Here is a 22537-nt window from a genome sequence, read left to right on the forward strand (position 1 = left end):
TTAGCGGGAGCTGCGGCCGCGCCAAACGGTTTTATCACTTAATTGCGCACTCAGTTCCGCATTAGCCGCTGCCGGAAAACTGAGGGGGAAAGTATTGCTCGAATGCGGTAAAACGTAGCCGAGCAGGCTGTCAGAAACGCTTCGCCCGCCAAGCGATACGTGGCTCAGTCGGGCGTGCCCGCTACCGCTGTTGGTAATTTCGAGCGCCTGCTGGCCATCTTTGTTAACCAGCTGCCATGCCAGCTGCGGCTTGCTGCTGGTGACGCTGGCGCCGTTACCGTAAACGAACAGCGGTACGGTATAGCGCATCTGGAAATTCAGTCCGGCCTGATTTTGCGCCGAGGTTTGCGCCTGTGGTGACGGGATCTCATCGATCAGAATACGGAATGCCGTTTCTTCACCGGCAGGGACCGGGGTTTGTTTCACCAGGCGAATCAGCTGTTTTTTTCCCGGCTCGATCCGCACCATTGGCGGGCTGGCCAGCACCTGCTGCTGGGTTTGATACTGGTCCTGGCCGTCCTTCTGCTGCCAGAGGAACACGCGGACCTGCATCAGGGTGGTGCTGTCCCCGCGGTTTTCCATCCACAGCTCGGTGGCTTTCTCATCGCTCGCAATTTTCGGGTCGATCGGCCACAAAAGCACCGAGTTTGCCGCCCAGCTGTTAAAAGCAACAAAAGAGACTAAAAGCAGAAAGCCGAATCCGGTGATGCGCGAGCGTTTCATAATTAGCGTTTCCTTTCTTCGAAATAAATCACCAGTTTAACGTTACCGTTAACGTATCGGTGTAGGTGCCGGCCCGGTTAACCCTTGGGATCTGCGCCAGGCCATAAATTGGCAACGTAATATTGTTTGCATTGTTATAAGTAACGGTCAGAGCCGTATTCAGTGGGATCGCCGTGGTGTGTGCGGCGTTGGTATACAGGGCGTAGGGCACGACATTGGTATTATTCGCGATCTTCATATTGCGGCTGCCGTTGGCGTAATTAAGGCCGCCGTTGATGCTCATCGTCAGCGTGGTACCCGGCGTACAGGCCAGAATGATGGTGGTATTGTTGGCAAAGACCGCGCTAGCCGTTGTCGCAGTAGAGTTGATGCCGGGTAGCGTACCGAAATTTAGCGTACCTATTGCGCTCGGATTCGTACCGGAAACCACGCAGCCGTTAACGATGCTGGCTTTTACCTCAACGGCGACGGGGTTAGGCATTGACCACCCGCTGCTGCTGATCAGCAGCAGCGGAGTGAGTAAGTGCCAGCAGAACGTCAATGAATGGATGCGATCCGGCACCATACTTTTCCCAATTATCAGTAGTTTACGGCTACACTGATCGTATCGACATAAACCCCGACGGGGACGAGGGCGCTGTTATTGCCGGCGATTTTACCGAAGATAGTGTAGTTATCGCCGTAGGTCTGGTCGGCAGCTCCCAGAGGAGTGATGGTGGTGTTATTGACAATCGGCGTGGTGGACGCCGCAGAAGGGTACAGGCCATAAACCACGCCGCGTGTTGCATCGGTGGCGCGGATCAGATAACGCGCACCGGTCGTCGGAGCGGTGCCAAACACCGTGGTAGGTGCGGTGTTCAGGCTGCCCGTAATTTGCAGATTATAGTCTTCACCGGCGGTACAGCGGACGAAAATACCGGCCCCCTGCGACCCGCTAACCGCAGCCTGTAGCGCACCGAAGGTGGCGACCTGGCTACCGAAGTTAAGTGAACCGAAGTTGGCGTTGGTGGTGGCTGGTTGTCCGTTGACCAGACAGCCAGCGGTTAAGGTCAGTGTTGCCCCAATGGTCCCGGTGGTTGCAGCAATCCCCGAGGTGGCCACACCCATAGTCAGACCACAGCCCAGCAGAAAAAGCTTTATTTTCATAACCATTCCTTAATGATTAGAGTGAGTAAAGAACTTTTTCGCCTGATGAAATGCCACGGCAGTTACGCTAAACGCAGCAAGGATAATGGAAAAATAACCAAACTATGACGGAAGCGTACTTCGGTCATATTATGTTACCTGTCTTAACAGGTTAAATTATTTGAATTAACTATAGGCAGCGGATTTCCCGCTGTGAAGCGCCTGCAAGAAAAAAAATTAAATTATGGCGATGAAAGTCATCAATGAAAGCTCCCCTTCCGGCACGGTGGAAAGGAAACATTTTCAAGAATTATCTTAGACCGAGCTAGGCGAAATTTTGAGGTGATGCTATTTTCACTCTGAAGGAGAGGAAGATTAATAAACTTTATAAATTATAGGGATATTCTGCATGGTTAAATCAGCCTCTTTAATTATTTTCATCCCGTAGCGGCGGCTGGCTCCCAAAATCGATTCGGGTCAGCGCAGTTGAGACGGGGAGATTCACGCCCTGACACACAGATCCCGAGATCGTCACATGTTAATGAGTTCCTACAACCAGCTGCTGGTTATCATCTCGTTTATCGTCGCATTCCTTGCTTCCTATACTGCACTGGACATGGCCGGGCGGGTCGCGACCGCCAGCGGTAAAGCTGCCCGACTTTGGCTGTTCGGCGGTGGGTTCGCCATGGGCGTTGGTATCTGGTCAATGCACTTTATCGGCATGCTGGCGATGAGCCTGCCGATGGTGATGAGCTATGATGCCACGCTGACTATCGTGTCGATGGTGATTGCCGTTGCGGCATCGATCTTCGCGCTGTGGACGGTTTGCTACGGCGAACTGCCCTGGTATCGGCTGAGTGTTGGCGCGGTGATCATGGGCAGCGGCGTAGTCGCGATGCACTACACCGGTATGGCGGCGCTGATGGTACAGCCGGGCATCGTCTGGCACTGGGGCTGGGTTGCGCTGTCGGTGCTGATCGCGCTGGTGGCTTCCGGGGCCGCGCTGTGGCTGGCCTTCCATCTGCGGAAGGGGACCGGCCGCCTGACGCTGATGCGCGGCGGTGCGTCGCTGATTATGGGCATTGCGATTGCCGGAATGCACTACACCGGTATGGCAGCAGCCAGCTTCCCGATGGACAGCCACGCGACGCACATGGGGGTCAACAGCAACTGGCTGGCGGTGCTGGTGGTGGTGGTCACGCTGTCGATCCTCGGCATTACCCTGCTGATATCCATGCTGGATGCCCGCCTGCAGGCGCGGACCTCGCTGCTGGCAACCTCGCTGGCGGAAGCCAACCGCGAGCTGGCCCAGCTGGCGCTGCACGATAACCTTACGCGCCTGCCTAACCGCATCCTGCTGGAAGACCGGCTCGATCAGGCGATCAACAAAGCCACGCGGGAAAACTCGAAGTTTGCCCTGATGTTTATGGATCTGGACGGCTTCAAGGGCGTTAACGATGCCTTCGGCCACCATATCGGTGACAGCCTGCTGATCGCCGTTACCGAACGAATGAAATCGCTGCTGCTGGGGCACCACACGCTGGCGCGTCTGGGTGGCGATGAGTTTGTACTGCTGATGGAGATTGAAGATCCCAACGATGCGGCGGTGGTTGCCGGTGCGCTGGTGAAGAGCATCGAGCAGCCGTTCGATATTTCCCGCTACGAGCTACAGGTCTCGCTCAGTATCGGCGTCGCCGTCTTCCCGGGGGACGGGGTTGATGAGCGGGAACTGATGTTTAACGCCGATGCAGCGATGTATTACACCAAGAACAAGGGACGTAACGGCTTCAGCTTCTTCCAGCCCTCAATGAACATCATTGCGCAGAACCAGCGCCAGCTGATCAACGATCTGTGGATGGCGCAGGACAACGGCGAGCTGCGCCTGTTCTATCAGCCAAAATTCCGTGCGCCGGACGGCCCGATCGTCGGCTTTGAGGCGCTGCTGCGCTGGCAGCACCCGCAGCGTGGCCTGCTGACGCCGGACGTTTTCCTGCCGCTGGCGGAAAAGACCGGGCTGATTATCAGCATTGGTAACTGGGTAATCAACGAAGCCTGCCGGCAGCTTCGCGTCTGGCACTTACAGGGCAACACCCGCTGGTCGGTGGCGGTTAACCTTTCGGCGCTACAGTTTGAACAAACCGGACTGGTGGAAACGGTAATTAAAGCGCTGTCGACCCATCAGATCCCGGCGGAGCTGCTGACGCTGGAGGTGACGGAAACCACGGCGATGCGCGATCCGGACGAAAGCATCCGCATTCTCACCCAACTGACCGAGCTGGGCGTGAAGGCATCGATTGATGATTTCGGCACCGGCTACTCCAGCCTGCTGTACCTTAAGCGGCTTCCGGCCAGCGAGCTGAAAATCGACCGCGCCTTTGTGAAAGAGCTGCAGGAACAGACCGAAGATGCCACCATTGTTTCTGCCATTGTGGCGCTGGCGCAAACTCTGAACCTGAAGGTGGTGGCGGAAGGGGTGGAAACGCCGGAACAGCAGCAGTTCCTGACCAGCCTCGGCTGCAATACCCTGCAAGGCTATCTGCTGGGTCGCCCTCTGGCGGCCGATAAGGTGCCTGAGCTGGCTGACTTCTTCACCGGTGATAAGCCGGAAGAGGTTGCGGAGAATGCGCCAGTACAGTCAAAGCCCGTTGATGCCGGGTGATTGTACTGTGCTCAACGGCTGACCTATAATAGTTCACTTTTTGATGACAATGGCCTGTAACAGTCGTGGCAAAATATGAACAGCTGGTGGCCCAAATCCGCCAGCAAATTGAAACGGAAATCTGGCTGCCCGGTGAAAAACTGCCCTCGCTGAGGGAGCAGGTCAGCCTGAGCGGCGTCAGCCTGATGACGGTGATGCACGCCTATCAGGTGCTGGAAAGCCAGGGATGGATTATCTCGCGCCCGCAGTCGGGCTATTACGTTGCGCCCCGCGCCGAATTTCTCAGCCAGCCGGTCAGCCATCAAAAGCTGCAGCTGGCCGAGTCGGTGGATATTAACGCGTTTATTTTTGACGTCCTTCAGGCCTGCCGCGATCCGCATATTGTCCCCTTTGGCTCGGCCTTTCCCGACCCGGAACTCTTTCCCCAGCGCCAGCTGATGCGGGCGCTGACCACCGTTTCCCACAGCATGAAGCCGGTGGATGCCTTACATAACCTGCCGCCGGGTAACGAAGCGCTGCGCAAAACTCTTGCTCAGCGCTATGCCCTGCAGGGGGTACAGGTCTCGCCGGATGAAATCGTCATTACCAACGGCGCGATGGAAGCGCTCAACCTCAGCTTACAGGCGGTGACCGAGCCGGGCGACTGGGTGGCGATTGAAAATCCGTCGTTCTACGGCGCGCTGCAGGCGATTGAGCGACTGAAGCTGAAAGCGGTGGCGATTGCCACCGATCCGCAGACCGGCATTGACCTCGATGAACTGAGCCGGGCGCTGGAAAGCTGGCCGATTAAAGCGATGTGGATGATGAGCAATCAGCAAAACCCGGTCGGCTGCACGCTGAGCCGGGAAAAAAAGCAGCAGCTGGTGGCGCTGCTGGCGCAGCATAACGTCACGCTGATTGAGGATGATGTTTACAGCGAGCTCTATTTTGGCAGCGAGAAGCCGCTGCCAGCCAAGGCCTTCGATCGCGACGATAACGTGCTGCACTGCTCGTCGTTTTCTAAAAATCTGGTGGCGGGTTTTCGCGTGGGCTGGGTGGCGGGCGGCAAGCACGCCCAGCGCATTCAGCGCATGCAGCTGATGAGCACGCTGTCCACCAGTGCGCCGATGCAGCAGGCGCTGGCGACCTATCTGGGCACCCGCAGCTATGACCGCCATCTGCGGCGGCTGCGGCAGGTACTCGAACAGCGCAAGAATCTGGCCCTGCAATCGCTAAAACGGCATCTGCCCGCCGGGGCGAAAATCAATGAGTCGCGCGGCGGGTATTTCCTGTGGATTGAGCTGCCAAAACAGGTCAATACCACCGAACTGTACTACCGCGCGCTGGAGCAGAAGATCAGCATTGCGCCAGGGAAAATGTTCTCTTCCAGCGAGCAGTACGCGAACTATTTTCGCTTTAATACCGCGTGGTGGGATGAGACTCAGGAAGCCGCGGTGGCGAAACTGGGGGCGTTGATAGGTGAACTGCTATAGCGGCGATCGGCCCTGAAGGAAGAACCGATCGCCAGCGGCAGGCATCAGATAGTCGCGGCGTTTTTCTGACCCCAGGTCAGATGGAACACGTCATAAAAGTCGACTTCGCCTTTCAGCGACAGCAGCTTGTTGATGCCCTGCTTGACGTTATCCGGCACCTTTTCGCTGCCGAGAATATCGTTCACCGCTTCCGGTGACAGGGTGCGGATATAGTACCATTCGCCGTTGTAGCACACGCGAAGATCAAGCGTATCAATATCTTCAAAGCGGTACTTGGGGTTGATATCCATCAGCATCAGCCCGCTCATCAGCAGAACGAACAGCGTGGCTCCCCAGAACGCGGGCCAGCCGAGGAAATCGGTGGTAAAGATCAGCGCTACGGTCAGCACGTAGCAGCCATACATAGAAGCCCAAAGGCCCGGATGGGTTTTCAGGAACTTAAAGCTGAAGCGCGGCTTATTATCGCGCTGCTCCTCGCGATTGAGCGTATCGATCTCGCGCAGCAGTATCTGTTTAACTTCTTCCATTTTTTCACCTCTGTTCAAAGAGTCCGGGCAGAGTGAAAGTAAATCACAGTTTCTGCTGCAACAGCAGACACAGTTTAGGGCTATTAAGCTATAACAGTTGTCAGCAGAAGGGAGTTTGTAGCGACCTTGCATAGCGCAGTGTAAAATTTTACCCATTCCCCCGGAAGGGCCGATAACAGAATCAATGGACAGGCATCATGGTTAACCACTCTCGCTTTTTACTGATTATTCTGCTGCTCCTGCTGGGGATGTCATCCGCCCAGGCGCTGGACTGCGGACGTGCTTCAACCGTGGTCGAGAACACCATCTGCGACAGTAAAGAGCTGACGTGGCTGGACCGCCTGTTTACTGACTCATTCCGCGATGTGGTGGTCGAAAACCCGCAGCGGGTGGAAAGCATTGTCAACAGCTGGACCCGCTCCCGCGACGCCTGCGCCAGCGATGCCTGCCTGCAGCGTGCCTATCTGAACGGTATTGGTCAGCTGTACGGCGTCCCGGCCTCGTTCGACTGGCAGGGCGTGTGGTGGAATACCACCTCCACCCACGGCAACGGCGGAAAAATCCTGATCCACGGTGCTGCCGACTGGGGTTTTAAGATGGATGCGACCGTCTGGGGCGGCGTTTACAGCTCGGTGCTCAGCGGCAGCGTCAATGATTACTACGGCGTTGGCTACACCAATGAAATTGCCTGGGGCGGCCACTGCGCCATCATCCTGGTGCCGCGTTCCGACGGAAAGCTGGAAGTCAGCAGCGATAACAGCGGCGGCTGCGATATGCTGCTGCCTGGGGAAATGGCCATCGACGGCGTCTACGTTAAAGCCGCCAGCGATCCCCGCCCGCCCGCCACGCTGCTCACCTTGGGGATTATGCCGAATAAAGCGCTCGACGATCGCTTCCGCGAGCTGGTGGGCGATGACTATCAGCAGTATCTGGCGACCGCGACCAGCTTTGTGTACAGCGCGGATGAGGACAGCCTCGGTGCAACGGTGTTAACGCTGTGGGTGAAGGGCATGGCCAACCGTAAATCGGCGATGATCATGTATACGCCGGACGGTAAAATTTGGGCGCTGCGCGTGGAACCGGGCAAGGATAACAAGGGCCTGCAACTGCACTATGTCACCACCGAAAAAGATAAAACCCGCATGCCAAAAACGCTGGCCAACTGGCGAGCCAGGTTCACAGAACGCTAAGCGCCGGGCGGCTAGTGATAGTTAAAAATCTGGCCTGACGGGGTAATCAGTAACTGCTCGTCGCCAAATTCCAGCGTTTCGAAACGCACGCCGTTGTTCTGCGCGTAGCCGAGAATATTTTTAATCATTCGCGCCGAACCGCTGTCGGCGTAGTAAATCTGGTGATAGTTAAACGCCACGCTGTGGGCGCTGGTGCGCTTCTGCTCCAGACTGACCTTCGCCAAAAAACGGTTATCGTTCGGGCTGGTCAGCGTCATGATCGCCGTTTTATCCTGGATAATAAAACGGGTGTCATAAATTTCCCGCTGGCGTGCCAGCAGATCGTAATAGCCCAGCTGCAGGCTTGAGCCGGTAAAATCGCGGCTGAACAGATCCTTATTGCCGAGCGGCAGCAGCTTTAGCAGCGCTGCCGTCAGCACCAGCAGCAGCGTTATCGCCAGCAGACTTATCGACACAGTTCGCCATTTCATTGATTTTTCTCTCGCCTTCACGATAGATCAGCGCGCTCAGCTGCGCACCATCCGTTCGCCAGTTGATAATGTTCATCGCCAGCTGCCTGCGGTTGCAGCGGTTAATGAAGGTCATGGTGTAGTTCAGCGCGGTGCCGGAGGTAAAGAAAAACACCTCCATATTGACCTGGCGATTTTTCAGATACTGATTCAGTGAAAACAGCACCGGCCCCAGCTGCTTATTCAAATCTTCGGAGGCGGATGAACCGTCCCAGCCGCGGCGGACTTCCACCAGGCGGATATTGCTGTAGGCGACCGAATTCTTTTCCTGTAGCTGCGTCGGCGAGGCGGTGAAATAGTTGCGGGCGACAACCACTAAAAGGGCGGCCAGTATGATGACCTGGCCCAGCACCAGCCAGCGCCAGAAGCGGGCTTCCACAACGGGAGCAGGAGCGGGCGGCGCGGCAGGGGTAACCGGCTCCACGTACACCTGAGTGGCATTGTCGGGATGGGTATTCGCGTCCGTTTCGCCCTCAGTCAGAGCCTCTTCGCGGGCAGATGCCTCGGCGGGCTGCGGCAGGATATCCGCCAGCGTAATAAACTGGCAGAACTCCGCTTCGAGAATATAGCCCTTCTTCGGTACGGTTTTAATAATTCGCTGCTGCTTGCCGTCATCCTCCAGCGCCAGGCGCAGGGCATGGATGGCGTTTGGCAGGCTGTTATTGCCGATAACCCGCCGTTCCCACACCAGATTAGTCAGATCCTCACGCGTCAGCGTTTCACCCGCATGCTCGGCCAGAACCTGCAACAGTTTAAGCTGATACTCGCCAAGACGACGCTGTTCCCCGGTGACCTGATGGATCAGCGAGCCGGAGGCATGGTCAATCAGCCAGTGATGAATGATAAGAGACGGAGTCATAGGTACCGTTAGGCAGAAGTTTGTCACTGAATATTATGACTGCTGGCGGCCAGTCAGCGCAACTTACCCTTCTTTTTTGTGATCGCGCACCGTTCTGGTGCGAAAGAAAGTGCACGCTTCATTTTCAGGCATTTTGCTAACAAATCGGCCGTTTGCCCCTGGTGCTGCGCTCATACGCCTCGCGGGGTGCCTGCCTCCACCAGGATACTGGCACGCTTTGTGCAGCTTTGAATGTGGGTTCACAGACAGCGGTAGGGAAATCATGAATCAAAGCTATGAATTAGCGTCGCACTTTTATGATGAAATGTTGCTGAGCGATGGACACTATCGTCAACACTATCGGGAATACTGGCAGTGGCTACAGCAGGCTGACCAGCAGGCGATTGCGCGCAAGCGCGAAGAAGCGGAACTGCTCTTTCACCGCGTGGGAATTACCTTCAATGTTTATGGCGAAGACGGCGGCGCGGAGCGGCTGATTCCGTTCGACAGCGTGCCGCGTATTATACCCGCTGCGGAGTGGGCGATGCTCGACAAAGGCATTCGCCAGCGCGTCCAGGCGCTGAATGCCTTCCTGCACGATATCTACCACGATCAGCATATCCTGAAATCCGGCATTATCCCTCCCGAACAGGTCCTGGTTAACGAACAGTATCAGCCCTGCATGCAGGGAATTAACCTGCACCGCAATATCTATGCGCACATCACCGGGGTGGATATGGTCCGCAACGGCGACGGCGAATACTACGTATTGGAGGATAACCTGCGTACCCCTTCCGGGGTGTCCTACATGCTGGAAAACCGCAAGATGATGATGCGGCTCTATCCGGAACTGTTTGCCGACCAGCGCATCGCGCCGGTTGAACGCTATCCTTCACTCCTGCTGCAAACCCTGCGCGAAAGCTCGCCGGTCAACGATCCTGTGGTGGTGGTACTCACGCCCGGGCGTTTCAACAGCGCCTATTTCGAACACAGCTTCCTCGCGCAGCAGATGGGTGTAGAGCTGGTGGAAAGCGCCGATCTGTATGTGAAAGATGGCGCGGTGCTGATGCGCACCACCGCCGGGCCGTGCAAGGTGGATGTGATCTACCGCCGCGTCGACGATGCCTTCCTCGATCCGTTAGCGTTTAACCCGGATTCGATGCTGGGCGTGCCCGGCCTGCTGTCAGTCTACCGCAGCGGCAACGTGGTGCTGGCCAACGCTATCGGCACCGGGGTGGCCGATGACAAATCCATCTATCCCTACGTACCGGATATGGTGCGCTTCTACCTGGATGAAGATCCGATCCTCAACAACGTACCGACCTGGCAATGCCGCCGCCCGGAAGATCTCTCCTGGGTGCTGGCGAACCTGGAAAAGCTGGTGGTGAAAGAGGTTCACGGCGCTGGCGGCTACGGCATGCTGATCGGTCCGGTGGCCAGCCGACAGCAGCTGGAAGATTTCCGCGCGCTGCTGAAAGCGCGGCCGCAGAACTACATTGCCCAGCACACGCTGGCGCTCTCTACCTGTCCAACCTTTGTCGAACAGGGGCTGGCACCGCGCCATATCGATCTGCGGCCGTTTGCCCTCAGCGGTGCGGAGATCCGCCTGGTGCCCGGCGGGCTGACCCGTGTGGCGCTGACCGAAGGCTCGCTGGTGGTCAACTCCTCGCAGGGTGGCGGCACCAAGGACACCTGGATTCTGGAGGATGACGCATGCTGAGTCGCACGGCTACTGGCCTCTACTGGATGGCGCGCTATCTGGAGCGCGCGGAAAATATTGCCCGGGTGCTTGACGTCACCAATCGTCTGTCGCTGATGCCGGTGCGCGGTAGCCACAACAACGAACTGCGCGTACCGCTGAACCTCACCAACACCAGCGAACTTTACTGGTCGGTCAGCGACGCGCTGGCGATGCCGCAGCTGTTCAGCTTTTTTGCCCTTGACGACCGTAACCCGGCCAGCATTTATAACTGCTGGCAGGCGGCGTGGAACAACGCCCACGCGGTGCGCGGCAGCCTCTCTTCGGAGGTATGGGAAAGTATCAACTCCAGCTGGATCGAACTGCGCAAAATTCGTCGACGCGGCGTCGGCAGCGGCGGGGCGGATGCGTTCTTTGACTGGGTGAAAGAGCGCTGCCATCTGTTTCGCGGGGCGATGTTTGGCACGCTGATGCGCGGCGATGCGATGAACTTTATCCGGCTTGGCACGCTGCTGGAGCGCGCCGACTGCACCGCACGCCTGCTGGATGCGTATCAATACCTCTCGGATGCCGACGACGACACGGTGCGGGAATACTACCGGCTGGATACGCTGCTGCGCTCGGTTTCGGCCCGCGAAGCCTATCACAGCATCTACAAGCAGCAGCTGGCGGCGGAGGGCGTGAACGAAATGCTGATCCTGCGCGAAGAAAGCCCACGATCGCTGCGATCCTGTGTGGAGGATATCGCCGGGCTGCTCGAACAAATCGGCAGCAGCGGCGAGGATCGTCCGCGCTATCTGATCAGCGTGCTACATGCGCAGCTGCGCTTCAGCAGCAAAGAATCGGTACTCGATCGCGGACTGCACGCCTGGCTCAGCGCCTTTCTGGGCGAACTGGCAACGCTGTCTGACAGCATTCATCATACCTATCTGGAGGCGAAATAATGCAGCTGACCATCGAACATAAAACCTGTTTCAGCTATCAGGACCCGGTGACGCAGAGCACCCAGTACCTGCGCCTGACGCCGCAGGATTCCGCCCACCAGCGGATTATTTCCTGGGAGCTGCGGCTGCCGGGCGAGGCGGTGTGCACCACCGATGCCTGGGGCAACGTACTGCACGTGCTGACGCTGGATACTCCGCATCAGGCGATTGAAATTGAAGCCCGTGGCGTGGTGGAAATTATCGACGGCGGTGAGTTTGCTGCCGATGGTGCCAACGCGCTGTCGCCGCTGGTGTTCCTGCGCCAAAGCGCGCTGACCCTGCCGGATGAGGCCATCCGCGACTTTGCCCGCCGCTATTATCGGCCGGAAGCGCCGCTGGACAGCCTGGAACGCCTGATGGGCGAACTGCTGTTGAAAATGCCCTGGCAGCCGGGCAGCACCCTGGTGACCGACTGCGCGGCGAAAGTTTTTGCCGCCGGCAGCGGCGTTTGCCAGGATCACAGCCATGTATTTCTGGCCTGCTGTCGCAGTTTGCAGATTCCCGCACGCTACGTCAGCGGCTATCTGTATACTGACAACGTGGAGCACGTGGCCACCCATGCCTGGGTAGAAGCGTGGATCGACGACAGCTGGCACAGCTTTGATATCACCAACAACACCCGCAGCATCCGTCAGCACCTGAAGCTGGCCGTTGGCGTGGATTATCTGGATGCCTGCCCGGTTCGCGGTATGCGCCTTGGCGGCGGCAGTGAGGATATGCAGGCGGTCGCCGCAGTGCAGCAGGTGAATTCGCAGCAGTAATCGTTAATCGGGAAAACTATGACCTATTGTGTGGCAATGCGCTTATCGTCAGGGATGATTTTCGTTTCCGACTCCCGTACCAATGCGGGCGTGGATCATATCTCCTCTTTCCGTAAGCTCCATGTATTTCAACAGGATGATGAGCGGACGCTGGTGCTGCAAAGCGCCGGCAACCTTGCCACCACGCAGAGCGCGTTAAGCCTGCTGCGCCGGGGCTGTGAAGACGCTAAAAAACCGAACCTGATGAGCTGTAGCAATATGTACGACGTGGCGCTGCTGGTGGGCGAAACGCTGCGGACGGTGATCAAGCGCGATGGTGAAGAGTTTGGCGGCACGCTGCTGCTCGGCGGGCAGATCAAAGGTGAAGAGCCCCGGCTGTTCCAGATCTACCCGCAGGGCAACTTTATTGAAGCCAGTACCGATACGCCGTATTTCCAGATTGGCGAAAGCAAATACGGCAAGCCGATTATCGACCGCGTGCTGCGCTACGATACGCCGCTGGATCAGGCGATGCAGTGTGCGCTAATTTCCATGGATTCTACTCTGGCGAGCAATATCTCGGTCGGCTTGCCGCTGGACGTGATGATCTATCCGGCGGACAGCTTCAGCACCGCGCAGCAGTATCATATTACCGAGAAGCACCCTTACTTCTCGCAGATCCGCCAGCTGTGGAGCAGTGGGCTGTTAAGCGTTTTCTCCCAGCTGCCTTCCCTACAGCTGGAGGAGTAATTTTCTCCCCGATTTAACCCCCTTGCCGCGCGGTAAAACAGACCGCGCTGCGCTGTCTTTTTTTCGTCATTTTTTTGCCATGTTGGCGTCACTCCCGATGGTTAGTGTGCGGATAAAACACCCGGGAGATAAGCCTGTGTTTACCATTGAAACCGTACTTGAAGACCTCTATCCGCAGCGTGAAACCCCTTCCTGGCAGAAAAGCGTCCTGCGCCGCCTGCTGCATGAAAAAGAATTCCAGCGATTCAACCAGCGCAATAAACACCTGAAAGGGCTGGATATGGTCGAACAGGTGCTGGAATACCTCGACGTCAGCTGCGAACTGAGCGAGCGCGATCTGGAACAGATCCCCAGCCAGGGACCGGTGGTGATTGTCGCCAACCATCCGCTCGGTACGCTGGACGGTCTGGCCTTGCTGCACGCGGTGTCGCAGGTGCGGCGCGATGTGAAAATCGTCACCAATCGCCTGCTGAACTGCCTGGAGTCGCTGAGCAGCCTGATGGTGCCGGTGGATAACATGGGCAATCGCACCAGCCGCCAGCAGGTCGCGCTGATGCAGGACCAGCTGGAAAGCCAGGGCGTGCTGATCTTCTTCCCGGCGGGCGAGGTTTCACGCTTCGGCAGTAAAGGCGTGAAGGACGGCAAATGGAGCCACGGCTTCCTGCGGCTGGCCGCGCGCTACCGCGCGCCGATCGTGCCGATCCACGTCAGCGGCCGCAACAGCGCGCTGTTCTACCTGATTTCAAAAATCTACCAGCCGCTGTCGATGCTGCTGCTGGTAAAAGAGATGTTCGGCAATCGCGGTGAGCGGCTGAAGCTGAAAATCGGCGCGCGTATTCCCTACGCCAGCTGGCACGACGGCCGTACCCCGGCGAAAGAGCTGGCTGCACGCTTCCGCCGCCATCTGTATCGCGTGGCGCAGGGCAAATCCGCGCTGTTCCAGACCGAAGCGGCCATCGCCCGCAGCGAAGACCGCGCGGTGCTGAAGCGTGCGCTGGCGGGCTGTGAAGTGCTGGGCAAACTGCCCGATGGAAAAACCATTTACCTCTATCGCCGCAACGGCGAGGACTACGTGCCGATCCTGCGCGAGCTGGGCCGCCTGCGTGAAATCGCCTTCCGCGCGGTGGGCGAGGGCAGCGGCACCCGCCGTGACCTCGACGACTACGACGACGATTATTACCACCTGATCCTCTGGGACGAAGAAGCGCTGGATATCGTCGGTGCCTACCGCTTTATTCCCACTGCCGAGCAGTTCGAGCGCAAGGGGCTGGACGGCATCTACAGCCACAGCCTGTTCCACTACGATCACCAGATGAATCCGGTGCTGATGCAGGGGATCGAACTGGGCCGCAGCTTTATCCAGCCGGCCTACTGGGGCAAACGCGGCCTCGACTATTTGTGGATGGGCATCGGCGCCTATCTGGCGAAATACCCGCAGTACCGCTATCTGTTCGGCCCGGTTTCCATCTCCGGCGGCCTGCCGCTGGCGGCGCGGGATCTGCTGGTGGCTTTCTATCGCCTCTATTTCGCGCCGCTGCTGCCGCTGGCCACTTCTCGCCGCCCGTATCCGGCCTCGTTACCTGACGTGCTGGCCCAGTTCAGCGGCGACAACTACAGCGAAGATCTCAAGCGCCTGAAGCGCCTGCTGGCCAACCTCGGCACCGGCATTCCGCCGCTGTACAAGCAGTATTCCGAGCTGTGTGAAAGCGGCGGCGTGCAGTTTATCGACTTCGGCAGCGATCCCGATTTTAACCACTGCATCGACGGCCTGGTGCTGGTGGACCTTACCCGGCTGAAAGAGAGCCGCTTCCAGCGCTACATCGCCATTCACCAGCAGCTGGAGCAGGAAACTGCCGTCGGCTAACGCTATCCCCTCCCTCCTGCCACAAACGTCCGGTTAATGAATTAGCTAACGTTTGTGGCATTTTTGATTCAACCTGCTGGATATAAACTGAATACATTCCGTGCGTTAGCGCTAATTCCCTGAACAGTAAACGGTTTATTTTAATCGTTACTCTCAGAGTAATTATTTGGCACGAAGCGTAATTGATGAGCAATCCATTCCGGTACAGACTGGCTGCCATACTGAAAGCATCTGCAGAAGATGCACTTACAGGAGGTTAACCATGTTATCTACCCCGTCACCCCAGGTCTGGGATACACGTCGGCGCGAGAAACAGCGCCGTATAGCCAGCCTCGGTATCCCCCATAAAGTTCTGCCCACCGACGATATTGTCGCCATGCTTGAAAAGCTGATCTCACCCGGCGACCGGGTGGTGATGGAGGGCAACAACCAGAAGCAGGCTGATTTCCTCTCGCGTTCGCTGGCGCAGGTTAACCCGCAAACGCTGCACGACCTGCATATGATTATGCCCAGCGTCGGCCGCAGCGAGCATCTTGATATCTTTGAAAAGGGCATCGCCCGCAAGCTGGACTTCTCATTTTCCGGCACCCAGAGCCTGCGTATTTCGCAGCTGCTTGAGGATGGCCTGCTGGAAATCGGCGCTATTCATACCTACATCGAACTTTACGCGCGGCTGTTTATTGACCTCTCGCCCGATGTGGCGCTGGTCGCCGGATTTAAAGCCGACCGCAAAGGCAACCTCTACACCGGGGCCAGTACCGAAGATACCCCGGCGCTGGTTGAAGCCGCTGCGTTTCATAACGGCATCGTTATCGCTCAGGTTAACGAACTGGTCGATGACGAGTGCGATCTGCCGCGTGTGGATATCCCCGGTTCATGGGTAGATTTCGTGGTGGTGGCGGACAAGCCTTTCTTTATTGAACCGCTGTTTACCCGCGATCCGCGCCTGATTAAGCAGGAACACGTGCTGATGGCGATGCTGGCGATTAAAGGCATCTACGCCGAACACCAGGTACAGTCGCTGAACCACGGCATCGGTTTTAACACCGCCGCCATTGAACTGCTGCTGCCGACTTACGGTGAGAAACTTGGCCTGAAGGGCAAAATTTGCCGCCACTGGGCGCTGAACCCGCATCCGACATTAATCCCGGCCATTGAAAGCGGCTGGGTGAAAAGCTTGCACTGCTTCGGCGGCGAGCTGGGCATGGAAAACTACATTGCTGCTCGCCCGGATGTGTTCTTTACCGGCCACGACGGTTCCATGCGCTCTAACCGCGCCTTCTGCCAGATGGCCGGACAGTACGCGGTCGATATGTTTATCGGTTCGACGTTACAGGTTGACGGCCAGGCAAACTCCTCCACCGTGACCCGAGGCCGTCTCTCCGGCTTCGGTGGTGCGCCCAATATGGGCCACGATCCGCACGGTCGCCGCCACGCTACCCCGGCCTGGCTGGCGATGATCAATGAACCCGACCCGCTGGCGCGCGGCCGCAAGCTGGTGGTGCAGATGGTGGAAACCTTCCAGGCGGGCGTTAAACCCACCTTCGTCGAAAAACTGGAGGCGATAGACGTGGCGAAAACCGCCGGTATGCCGCTGGCACCGGTGATGATCTACGGCGATGACGTGACCCACGTGCTGACCGAAGAGGGGATTGCCTATCTCTACCGCGCCAGTTCGCTGGAAGAGCGCCGGGCGATGGTGGCGGCGGTTGCCGGTATCACCGACGTTGGACTCGGCGTGGATGCGCAGCGCGTGGCTAAGCTGCGTCGCGAAGGCAAAGTGGTATTCCCGGAAGATATCGGCATCCGTCGTACCGATGCCAGCCGTTCACTGCTGGCGGCAGGCAGCGTCGCGGACCTGGTCGAATGGTCCGGCGGCCTTTATCAGCCACCGGCTAAATTCAGGAGCTGGTAATGAGCCCGCAGCGGCAGCTCGCCGCGATCGTTGCAGAGCGCCATGCGCGGCATCTGGCCGTGGTGGCGACCCACTGCCTGCTGGAGGAGGCGAACCTGACGCCGAAACCGGGGTTAGTGGATCGCCGGGGAAGCGGGGCGCACAAGGATCTGACGTTGGATCTCCTTGAACGCTCGGCCCACAGCCTGACCCCGACCTTCTACGCACTGGCGCTGCAATGCTGGCAGCGCCCGGCGGATGTGGCCCTGCGCCAGCTGGTCGGTCGGCTGGGTCGTGAAGGCGAAGCGCAAATGATGCAGACCACCGCGGGTGTTAACACCCATCGCGGGGCGATCTGGGCGCTGGGCCTGCTGATCGCCGCCAGTGCGATGCGCGGCGGGGAAGGCAGCGTGCAGCAGGTGGTTGACGGTGCAGCCGCGCTGGCGATGTTGCCTGATGATGCGGCACCGAAGCTGTTCAGCAACGGCCAGCGGGCCAGTTCGCGCTACCGTCTGCCGGGCGCGCGTGAAGAGGCCCAGCAGGGCTTCCCGCACGTGGTGAACCTGGCGCTGCCACAACTGCAACGCAGCCGTCGGCAGGGGGCCAGCGAACGCGAAGCCCGTCTGGATACGCTGATGATCATGATGACATCACTCAGCGACACCTGCGTGCTGTCGCGGGCGGGCATGGACGGGCTTGAGGCGATGCAGCAGGGCGCGCAGGCGGTGCTGGCGGCAGGCGGCGTGAGTCAGCCTGCGGGGCAGCGCGCGCTGGCGCGGCTCGATGCGCACATGCTGGCGCTGAATGCTTCACCGGGCGGTGCAGCCGATCTGCTTTCCGCCACGCTGTTTCTTGATCGTATCTGCCCGGCCTGATGCGCCACGCGATGCAGGCCCGCTATCGGTGCAGTGAGTCAAGCCTGCGGCGAATCACATCCGTCAGTGTGGGTTCCTGACACTCCGAAGCGGCGGCCCGTAACGGCCGTCCGACACAAGGATTTTTATTTAAAGAGGATCTTATGCAACAGATAAGCCTTTATTTTCCAGCCTCACGACGCCTAAACGGCAGAGCGCTGGCGGGCGTTGTGGGTTCAGGCGACATGGAAGTGCTGTTTGTCGCCGACGGCAGCGACACCCTGAACGTTGACATCATCACCTCGGTGGATAACAGCAGCAAGCGCTGGACGGCGCTGTTCGAGCGGCTGGGCACCTTCGGGGATCTGCCCGCCGGTCAGATGACCATCCACGACTTCGGTGCCACGCCCGGCGTGGCGAGGATTCGCATTGAGCAGGTATTTGAGGAGGTAGCCGATGCGTAACGATCTCAGCTTTATTGAACTGAATGCCCGCCAGCGCGCACGGCTGTTGCTGGACCAGGGCAGCTTCCGCGAACTGTTAGACCCCTTTGAAGGGATCGTTTCACCGTGGCTGGGCATGCAGGGGATTGTCCCGCAGGCAGACGACGGCATGGTGGTGGCGAAGGGCACTATTGACGGGCAGCCTGCGGTAGTGATTGCCATTGAAGGCGCGTTCCAGGGCGGCAGCATGGGCGAAGTGTCGGGAGCCAAAATGGCGGCGGCGCTGGAGCTGGCGGCGGAAGATAACCGCAACGGTATTCCCACCCGCGCGGTGCTGTGCCTGGAAACCGGCGGCGTGCGGCTACAGGAAGCCAATCTTGGCCTGGCTGCGATCGCCGACATCCACGCGGCGATCGTCGATCTGCGTCGCTATACCCCGGTAGTGGGCATTATTGCCGGCACCGTCGGCTGCTTCGGCGGCATGTCCATCGCTGCCGGACTGTGCAGCTATCTGATCGTAACCCGCGAAGCGCGGCTGGGATTGAATGGCCCGCAGGTTATTGAGCAGGAGGCGGGCATTGACGAGTATGACTCCCGCGACCGTCCGTTTATCTGGAGCATGACCGGTGGCGAAACCCGTGCGGCCAGCGGGCTGGCGGATGCACTGGTCGGCGACGGCCAGAAAGCGGTGAAGCAGGCGATGCATGATGCGCTGGCGAAGGGCGTACCGGCGGTACACCGTTCCGAAAACTATCCCTGGTATCTGCCGCGACTGACGAAGTTTGATACGTCCCGGCAGGCGGATTCACAGCAAATTACACGGCTTTTCAGCAAGGAGGATCGGTCATGAAACAGCAAACAGGACGCGGTGAGATCTGGCTGCAAACACTGACTGCCGGTGCCAGCCGGATGCCGGGACTGTGCCCGTCAGTCCAGGTTGCCGACGGTGAAGTTCACGGTGAAGCCGCACGCTTTATCGCCGTCGTGGCGGATAAAAATAACCACTTCCCGCGCGCTGCCGGTGGGGAAGCCGGACTGCTTGAGGGCTGGACGCTGGCGAAGGTGGTGAGTGAAACCGTAGCGGAAGACGCAAATAAATCTGAGAAACGCATCATCGTGGCGGTGATCGACGTTCCCAGTCAGGCCTATGGCCGCCGCGAAGAAGCTTTCGGTATCCATCAGGCGCTGGCCGCAGCGGCAGGCGCTTACGCCAGCGCACGGCTGGCAGGCCACGTGGTGATTGGGCTGATTGTCGGCAAGGCGATGTCGGGGGCGTTTCTGGCTCACGGCTATCAGGCTAACCGGCTGATCGCCTTCAATGACGGCGGCGTGATGATCCACGCGATGGGCAAAGAGGCGGCGGCACGTATCACTCTGCGCAGCGTCGAGGCGCTGGAAAAACTGGCGGAAACCATCCCACCAATGGCCTACGACATTCACCACTACCAGACGCTGGGCCTGCTGGAATCGCTACTGGATATCAGCAAACCGGACGAACCGGATGCCGGAGATGTTACACAGGTTCGCCAGGCGCTGGCCGCCGCCGTAGCTGCCGCCCGCCGCGATCCCGGACTGCAGTGTCGCCTGCAGGCAGAGAACCGCAGCAGTTCAAAACGGGTGCGTGAATTGATGCGCGCAGCCTGGTAAGAAAGTAGCTAAGACAAACCTGCCGGGTTACCTGCGGGGGCAAACGGAGCATTCGCCCCCGCAGCAATGGCCTGAAAAATAAAATAATAATCATCGCACCGGTGCTTAATCAGACTACCAGGTGATGTTATGACATATATAATTATTCATGCGCTTGCCCCAATTTTCGTGATTATGCTGCTCGGCTTTTATGCCGGGAAAGCGAAGATGGTGGACAACAAAAATGTGGCGCTGCTAAACGTCTTTGTGATGGATTTTGCGCTACCCGCCGCGTTGTTCAGCGCGACGGTTAAAACCCCCTGGCTGGGGATTGTTCAGCAGTCGCCGCTGATCGTGGTGCTGGTGCTGTCGATGTGGGTGGGCTGGTTTGCCATCTATTTTATGGCCACGCGGTTGTTCCATAAGTCACCGCAGGATGCTGCCGTACTGACGCTCACCGTCGCTCTGCCGAACTATGCGGCGCTGGGCCTGCCGATCCTCGGTAGCGTACTGGGTGAAGGGCCATCGACGTCGCTGTCTGTGGCGGTTTCGATCGCCTGTGGTTCGGTGCTGCTGACGCCGTTCTGCCTGCTGATCCTCGAGCGTGAAAAAGCTCTGGCGGCGGGCAACGGCCAGCAGTCCGGCATCGGTATGCTGCCAATCCTGATGTGGCGTTCGGTAACGAAACCTATCGTTTGGGGTCCGCTACTGGGCGTGGTGCTGTCCGGGCTGGGGATCGGCATGCCGGAAATCGTGCTGGCGGCGATTAAACCGCTCGGCCTGGCGGCTACCGCTGCCGCACTGTTCCTTACCGGGGTGATCCTCTCCGCGCGTAAGCTGAGCATCAATGGTGCGGTGATCGTGGGCAGCATTACCAAGCTGCTGATCCAGCCGCTGATCGCATGGGGCATAGTACTGGCGATGGGCCTGCATGGTCAGGTGGCGATCACGGCGATCCTGATGATCGCACTGTCGGCGGGCTTCTTCGGGGTGGTATTCGGCAACCGGTTTGGCGCGCAGTCACCGGATGCGGAGGCCGTTCTGCTAATCACCTCACTGTTGTGTATCCTTAGCCTGCCGTTGTTTATCACGCTGACTTCCGGGATGTGAAATGAGTTCACCACACGATCTGATTTGGGTTTCCGACCGCGCCGCATTGCAGGGCGACCTGCCGGAATGGGTGGCCAGCCAGTGGCGGCCAGCGCTGCCGCTGGTGGTGCGCAGGGACGCTGATGAGGGCGGACGCGTGCCGGTTGGCGTACGCGGCCTGCGGCGCGATCTGCGGGCCGCAGGCTGGGTCGATCCCCGCCATATCCGGCGAATTGTGTCGCCGGAAATGCTCAGCGATCCGGCGCGGCTGCTGGCTTCACCCTATATTTCCCAGCCGCCGCTACAGGCCGCGCTTCAGCTGGCCCAGCAGGCATGGCCGTGGAGCTGGGGGATCACCGGCAGCGTTGGCTATGCGCTGGCGACCGAAGTGCCGGTGCTGCGCGACAGCAGCGATCTCGATCTGCTGATCCGCAGCCACCGGCCGCTCGATAATACCGAGCTGCTGCGCTGGCAGACGTTTATCAGCCAGCTTCCCTGTCGGGTGGACACACAAATCGGTACGCCGCGTGGTGGTTTTGCGTTAACTGAATGGCTGCGGGAAGGGCGGGTGATGCTGAAAACACCACATGGCCCGCTGCTGACCGATCGGCCCTGGAGTACAGAATGAAAGTCCTTTTCTCTTTCCCAGGCCAGGGCGCACAGCGGCCCGGCATGTTACAGCAGCTGCCTGACGGTGATGCGCTGCTTGATGAGGTCAGCGACGTCCTGGCGGAGGATACGCGACGGCTGGACAGCGCGGAGGCGCTAAGGCATACCCGTGCGGTACAGCTGTGCATTCTGATTAGCGGCGTTGCCCATACCCGTGCCCTTGAGCGGCAGGGCACCGTTCCCGATATGACCGCCGGGCTGTCGATCGGCGCGTATCCGGCGGCGGTGGTGGCCGGCGCACTGGAATTCAGCGATGCGCTGCGGCTGGTTTCACTGCGCGGTACGCTGATGGAGAACGCCTGGCCGCAGGGCTATGGATTAACGGCGATTGTCGGTTTTCCACAGTCGGAACTGCTGCCGCTGCTGGGCGATGACTGCTGGCTGGCCAACGTCAACAGCCCGCAGCAGCTGGTGATTGCCGGATCGGATGCGGCGATGGCGCGGGTCGGTGCCGCAGCGAAATCGCTTGGTGCCCAGCGCGCCTGTCGGCTGGCGGTGAGCGTGCCTTCGCACTGTGAGCTGCTGGCGAAGCCCGCGCAGGAGCTGGCGCAGGCTTTCAAGGCGGTCACGCTGCATCGTCCGCGCTGTGCGTATCTCAGCGGCAGCAGCGCGCGGGTACTGTGGCAGCCGCAGCAGATTGCCGACGATCTGGCCTGGAATATGGCCCGCAGGGTGAACTGGTATGACGCAATGGTGGCGGCAGAAGAACGTGACGTCGGGCTGGCGATCCAGATGCCGCCGGGCTCGGGACTGACCGGCCTGACCCGGCAGTCATTTAGCCTCGGCGGTGAAGCGATCTCGCTGGAGCAGAGCGGAGCCGAACTGGCATCCCGGCTGGCGCAGAGGGCCAGGAGCTAGTATCCAGGCGGCATCCCGGTCTGCG

General features: G+C 59.0%; 22 protein-coding genes. 16 read left to right on the forward strand and 6 right to left on the reverse strand.

Annotated features, from left to right (window positions below; all coding sequences use genetic code 11):
- The 3 genes from JOE09_RS11970 to JOE09_RS11980 are packed head-to-tail and all read right to left on the reverse strand — an operon-like array spanning position 1 to position 1869.
- A complete protein-coding gene (locus JOE09_RS11970) occupies positions 1-726 on the reverse strand; it encodes a fimbrial biogenesis chaperone (RefSeq protein WP_420830647.1) in 726 nt (241 codons plus the stop codon).
- Positions 727-751: 25 nt separating this feature from the next.
- Entirely contained in the window at positions 752-1288 is a 537-nt protein-coding gene (locus tag JOE09_RS11975; RefSeq protein WP_205065918.1) for a Csu type fimbrial protein, read from the reverse strand.
- A gap of 14 nt (positions 1289-1302) precedes the next feature.
- The gene (locus tag JOE09_RS11980; protein ID WP_205065919.1) at positions 1303-1869 is read right to left on the reverse strand and encodes a spore coat protein U domain-containing protein; all 567 of its coding nucleotides are present in this window, start codon (positions 1867-1869) and stop codon (positions 1303-1305) included.
- Between the two features lie 514 nt (positions 1870-2383).
- Here JOE09_RS11980 and JOE09_RS11985 point away from each other — a divergent pair.
- Positions 2384-4507: a putative bifunctional diguanylate cyclase/phosphodiesterase gene (locus tag JOE09_RS11985; protein ID WP_205065920.1), complete on the forward strand. Its 2124-nt coding sequence runs from the start codon at positions 2384-2386 to the stop codon at positions 4505-4507.
- Between the two features lie 65 nt (positions 4508-4572).
- The gene (locus JOE09_RS11990; protein WP_205065921.1) at positions 4573-5979 is read left to right on the forward strand and encodes an aminotransferase class I/II-fold pyridoxal phosphate-dependent enzyme; all 1407 of its coding nucleotides are present in this window, start codon (positions 4573-4575) and stop codon (positions 5977-5979) included.
- 44 nt (positions 5980-6023) lie between these two features.
- Here the strand turns inward: JOE09_RS11990 and JOE09_RS11995 are convergent, their stop codons facing one another.
- Positions 6024-6506: a YlaC family protein gene (locus JOE09_RS11995; protein ID WP_200546226.1), complete on the reverse strand. Its 483-nt coding sequence runs from the start codon at positions 6504-6506 to the stop codon at positions 6024-6026.
- Positions 6507-6703: 197 nt separating this feature from the next.
- On the opposite strand from JOE09_RS11995, the gene JOE09_RS12000 reads away from it, so the two are divergent.
- Complete coding sequence (locus JOE09_RS12000) at positions 6704-7696, forward strand: lysozyme inhibitor LprI family protein (RefSeq protein WP_205065922.1); 993 nt, start codon at positions 6704-6706, stop codon at positions 7694-7696.
- Positions 7697-7707: 11 nt separating this feature from the next.
- Here JOE09_RS12000 and JOE09_RS12005 read toward each other — a convergent pair whose 3' ends face one another.
- Both JOE09_RS12005 and JOE09_RS12010 read right to left on the reverse strand, forming a co-directional pair.
- Positions 7708-8151: a hypothetical protein gene (locus JOE09_RS12005; protein WP_244913717.1), complete on the reverse strand. Its 444-nt coding sequence runs from the start codon at positions 8149-8151 to the stop codon at positions 7708-7710.
- Positions 8072-9064 (reverse strand): transcriptional regulator, encoded by a 993-nt coding sequence (locus tag JOE09_RS12010; protein WP_205065923.1) that lies wholly within the window; start codon positions 9062-9064, stop codon positions 8072-8074. The genes JOE09_RS12005 and JOE09_RS12010 overlap by 80 nt, the downstream gene beginning before the upstream one ends.
- Before the next feature lie 262 nt (positions 9065-9326).
- On the opposite strand from JOE09_RS12010, the gene JOE09_RS12015 reads away from it, so the two are divergent.
- The 13 genes from JOE09_RS12015 to mdcH all read left to right on the forward strand — a co-directional run bounded on the left by JOE09_RS12015 (position 9327) and on the right by mdcH (position 22512).
- Positions 9327-10763 carry a circularly permuted type 2 ATP-grasp protein gene (locus JOE09_RS12015; RefSeq protein WP_205065924.1) on the forward strand — a complete coding sequence of 479 codons (1437 nt, stop codon included), beginning with the start codon at positions 9327-9329 and terminating at the stop codon, positions 10761-10763.
- A complete protein-coding gene (locus JOE09_RS12020) occupies positions 10757-11686 on the forward strand; it encodes an alpha-E domain-containing protein (RefSeq protein ID WP_200546230.1) in 930 nt (309 codons plus the stop codon). Before JOE09_RS12015 ends, JOE09_RS12020 begins: the two co-directional genes overlap by 7 nt.
- Entirely contained in the window at positions 11686-12486 is an 801-nt protein-coding gene (locus JOE09_RS12025; protein WP_205065925.1) for a transglutaminase family protein, read from the forward strand. Before JOE09_RS12020 ends, JOE09_RS12025 begins: the two co-directional genes overlap by 1 nt.
- Positions 12487-12504: 18 nt before the next feature.
- A complete protein-coding gene (locus JOE09_RS12030; RefSeq protein WP_205065926.1) occupies positions 12505-13215 on the forward strand; it encodes a proteasome-type protease in 711 nt (236 codons plus the stop codon).
- Positions 13216-13351: 136 nt separating this feature from the next.
- Positions 13352-15079 (forward strand): bifunctional ornithine lipid synthase OlsF, encoded by a 1728-nt coding sequence (gene olsF / locus JOE09_RS12035; protein WP_205065927.1) that lies wholly within the window; start codon positions 13352-13354, stop codon positions 15077-15079.
- 262 nt (positions 15080-15341) lie between these two features.
- On the forward strand, positions 15342-16994 hold the full coding sequence (gene mdcA, locus JOE09_RS12040; protein WP_205065928.1) for a malonate decarboxylase subunit alpha: 1653 nt from the start codon (positions 15342-15344) through the stop codon (positions 16992-16994).
- Positions 16994-17848 carry a triphosphoribosyl-dephospho-CoA synthase gene (locus tag JOE09_RS12045; protein ID WP_205065929.1) on the forward strand — a complete coding sequence of 285 codons (855 nt, stop codon included), beginning with the start codon at positions 16994-16996 and terminating at the stop codon, positions 17846-17848. Before mdcA ends, JOE09_RS12045 begins: the two co-directional genes overlap by 1 nt.
- Before the next feature lie 143 nt (positions 17849-17991).
- The gene (mdcC, locus tag JOE09_RS12050; RefSeq protein WP_200546235.1) at positions 17992-18291 is read left to right on the forward strand and encodes a malonate decarboxylase acyl carrier protein; all 300 of its coding nucleotides are present in this window, start codon (positions 17992-17994) and stop codon (positions 18289-18291) included.
- Entirely contained in the window at positions 18284-19120 is an 837-nt protein-coding gene (locus JOE09_RS12055) for a biotin-independent malonate decarboxylase subunit beta (RefSeq protein ID WP_205065930.1), read from the forward strand. Before mdcC ends, JOE09_RS12055 begins: the two co-directional genes overlap by 8 nt.
- The gene (gene mdcE, locus JOE09_RS12060; protein WP_205065931.1) at positions 19117-19917 is read left to right on the forward strand and encodes a biotin-independent malonate decarboxylase subunit gamma; all 801 of its coding nucleotides are present in this window, start codon (positions 19117-19119) and stop codon (positions 19915-19917) included. Before JOE09_RS12055 ends, mdcE begins: the two co-directional genes overlap by 4 nt.
- 129 nt (positions 19918-20046) lie before the next feature.
- Positions 20047-21006, forward strand: coding sequence for an AEC family transporter (locus JOE09_RS12065; RefSeq protein ID WP_205065932.1), 960 nt, complete (start codon positions 20047-20049; stop codon positions 21004-21006).
- Position 21007: 1 nt separating this feature from the next.
- Positions 21008-21613 (forward strand): malonate decarboxylase holo-ACP synthase, encoded by a 606-nt coding sequence (locus JOE09_RS12070; RefSeq protein WP_205065933.1) that lies wholly within the window; start codon positions 21008-21010, stop codon positions 21611-21613.
- A complete protein-coding gene (gene mdcH / locus JOE09_RS12075; protein ID WP_205065934.1) occupies positions 21610-22512 on the forward strand; it encodes a malonate decarboxylase subunit epsilon in 903 nt (300 codons plus the stop codon). The genes JOE09_RS12070 and mdcH overlap by 4 nt, the downstream gene beginning before the upstream one ends.
- Positions 22513-22537 lie beyond the last annotated feature (25 nt).

Source organism: Pantoea coffeiphila (assembly GCF_016909495.1).
Classification (GTDB): domain Bacteria; phylum Pseudomonadota; class Gammaproteobacteria; order Enterobacterales; family Enterobacteriaceae; genus Erwinia; species Erwinia coffeiphila.

Coding starts and splice junctions, on each gene's coding strand:
- JOE09_RS12030 (WP_205065926.1), top strand. CDS start 12,505: ATGACCTATTGTGTGGCAATGCGCTTATCGTCAGGGATGATTTTCGTT.
- JOE09_RS12020 (WP_200546230.1), top strand. CDS start 10,757: ATGCTGAGTCGCACGGCTACTGGCCTCTACTGGATGGCGCGCTATCTG.
- JOE09_RS12045 (WP_205065929.1), top strand. CDS start 16,994: ATGAGCCCGCAGCGGCAGCTCGCCGCGATCGTTGCAGAGCGCCATGCG.
- JOE09_RS12055 (WP_205065930.1), top strand. CDS start 18,284: ATGCGTAACGATCTCAGCTTTATTGAACTGAATGCCCGCCAGCGCGCA.
- mdcC (WP_200546235.1), top strand. CDS start 17,992: ATGCAACAGATAAGCCTTTATTTTCCAGCCTCACGACGCCTAAACGGC.
- JOE09_RS12025 (WP_205065925.1), top strand. CDS start 11,686: ATGCAGCTGACCATCGAACATAAAACCTGTTTCAGCTATCAGGACCCG.
- JOE09_RS11980 (WP_205065919.1), bottom strand. CDS start 1,869: ATGAAAATAAAGCTTTTTCTGCTGGGCTGTGGTCTGACTATGGGTGTG.
- JOE09_RS11995 (WP_200546226.1), bottom strand. CDS start 6,506: ATGGAAGAAGTTAAACAGATACTGCTGCGCGAGATCGATACGCTCAAT.
- JOE09_RS12065 (WP_205065932.1), top strand. CDS start 20,047: ATGACATATATAATTATTCATGCGCTTGCCCCAATTTTCGTGATTATG.
- mdcE (WP_205065931.1), top strand. CDS start 19,117: ATGAAACAGCAAACAGGACGCGGTGAGATCTGGCTGCAAACACTGACT.
- JOE09_RS12070 (WP_205065933.1), top strand. CDS start 21,008: ATGAGTTCACCACACGATCTGATTTGGGTTTCCGACCGCGCCGCATTG.
- JOE09_RS12010 (WP_205065923.1), bottom strand. CDS start 9,064: ATGACTCCGTCTCTTATCATTCATCACTGGCTGATTGACCATGCCTCC.
- JOE09_RS12015 (WP_205065924.1), top strand. CDS start 9,327: ATGAATCAAAGCTATGAATTAGCGTCGCACTTTTATGATGAAATGTTG.
- mdcH (WP_205065934.1), top strand. CDS start 21,610: ATGAAAGTCCTTTTCTCTTTCCCAGGCCAGGGCGCACAGCGGCCCGGC.
- mdcA (WP_205065928.1), top strand. CDS start 15,342: ATGTTATCTACCCCGTCACCCCAGGTCTGGGATACACGTCGGCGCGAG.
- JOE09_RS11985 (WP_205065920.1), top strand. CDS start 2,384: ATGTTAATGAGTTCCTACAACCAGCTGCTGGTTATCATCTCGTTTATC.
- JOE09_RS11975 (WP_205065918.1), bottom strand. CDS start 1,288: ATGGTGCCGGATCGCATCCATTCATTGACGTTCTGCTGGCACTTACTC.
- JOE09_RS12000 (WP_205065922.1), top strand. CDS start 6,704: ATGGTTAACCACTCTCGCTTTTTACTGATTATTCTGCTGCTCCTGCTG.